A 1649-nucleotide genomic window follows, 5' to 3' on the forward strand; every position below is an offset into this window, starting at 1 on the left:
CGCGACGTCGAAATCCGCGCCCCCCGCGGCAACCAGCTGACCGCCAAGAGCTGGCTGACCGAAGCGCCGCTGCGCATGCTGATGAACAACCTCGACCCGCAAGTGGCCGAGAACCCGAAAGAGCTGGTGGTCTACGGCGGCATCGGCCGTGCGGCGCGCAACTGGGAGTGCTACGACAAGATCGTCGAGAGCCTGACCAACCTCAACGACGACGAGACCCTGCTGGTGCAGTCGGGCAAGCCGGTCGGCGTGTTCAAGACCCACGCCAACGCCCCGCGCGTGCTGATCGCCAACTCCAACCTGGTGCCGCACTGGGCGACCTGGGAGCACTTCAACGAACTGGACGCCAAGGGCCTGGCCATGTACGGCCAGATGACCGCCGGCAGCTGGATCTACATCGGCAGCCAGGGCATCGTCCAGGGCACCTACGAGACCTTCGTCGAGGCCGGCCGCCAGCACTACAACGACAACCTCACCGGCAAGTGGGTGCTGACCGCAGGCCTGGGCGGCATGGGCGGCGCGCAGCCGCTGGCGGCGACCCTGGCCGGCGCCTGCTCGCTGAACATCGAATGCCAGCAGGTGAGCATCGACTTCCGCCTCAAGACCCGCTACGTCGACGAGCAGGCCAAGAACCTGGATGACGCCCTGGCGCGCATCGCCAAGTACACCGCCGAAGGCCGCGCCATCTCCATCGCCCTGTGCGGCAACGCCGCCGAGATCCTGCCGGAGTTGGTGCGCCGCGGCGTGCGTCCGGACATGGTCACCGACCAGACCAGCGCCCACGACCCGCTCAACGGCTACCTGCCGGCCGGCTGGACCTGGGACGAGTACCGCGCCCGCGCCAAGACCGAGCCGGCGGCGGTGGTGAAGGCCGCCAAGCAGTCGATGGCGGTGCACGTGAAGGCGATGCTGGACTTCCAGAAGATGGGCGTGCCGACCTTCGACTACGGCAACAACATCCGCCAGATGGCCCAGGAAGAGGGCGTGGCGAACGCCTTCGACTTCCCCGGCTTCGTGCCGGCCTACATCCGTCCGCTGTTCTGCCGTGGCATCGGCCCGTTCCGCTGGGCGGCGCTGTCGGGCGACCCGCAGGACATCTACAAGACCGACGCCAAGGTCAAGGAGCTGATCCCGGACGACGCGCACCTGCACAACTGGCTGGACATGGCGCGCGAGCGCATCAGCTTCCAGGGCCTGCCGGCGCGCATCTGCTGGGTCGGCCTGGGCCTGCGCGCCAAGCTCGGCCTGGCGTTCAACGAGATGGTGCGCAGCGGCGAGCTGTCGGCGCCGATCGTGATCGGCCGCGACCACCTGGACTCCGGTTCGGTGTCGAGCCCGAACCGCGAGACCGAATCGATGCAGGACGGCTCCGACGCCGTGTCCGACTGGCCGCTGCTCAACGCCCTGCTCAACACCGCGAGCGGCGCGACCTGGGTGTCGCTGCACCACGGCGGCGGGGTGGGCATGGGCTTCTCGCAGCACTCGGGGATGGTGATCGTCTGCGACGGCACCGACGAGGCGGCCGAACGCATCGCCCGCGTGCTGCACAACGACCCGGGCACCGGGGTGATGCGTCACGCCGATGCCGGTTACCAGATTGCGATCGACTGCGCCAAAGAGCAGGGCCTGAACCTGCCGATGATCACTAA

General features: G+C 68.3%; 1 protein-coding gene. It reads left to right on the forward strand.

The genetic code is table 11. From position 1 onward, the window contains the following. Window positions 1-1649: urocanate hydratase (gene hutU, locus CAG41_RS27985; protein ID WP_139835010.1), on the forward strand; the 1649-nt coding region annotated here is incomplete at both ends.

Source organism: Pseudomonas sp. B35(2017), assembly GCF_002113645.1.
Classification (GTDB): Bacteria; Pseudomonadota; Gammaproteobacteria; order Pseudomonadales; family Pseudomonadaceae; genus Aquipseudomonas; species Aquipseudomonas ekonensis.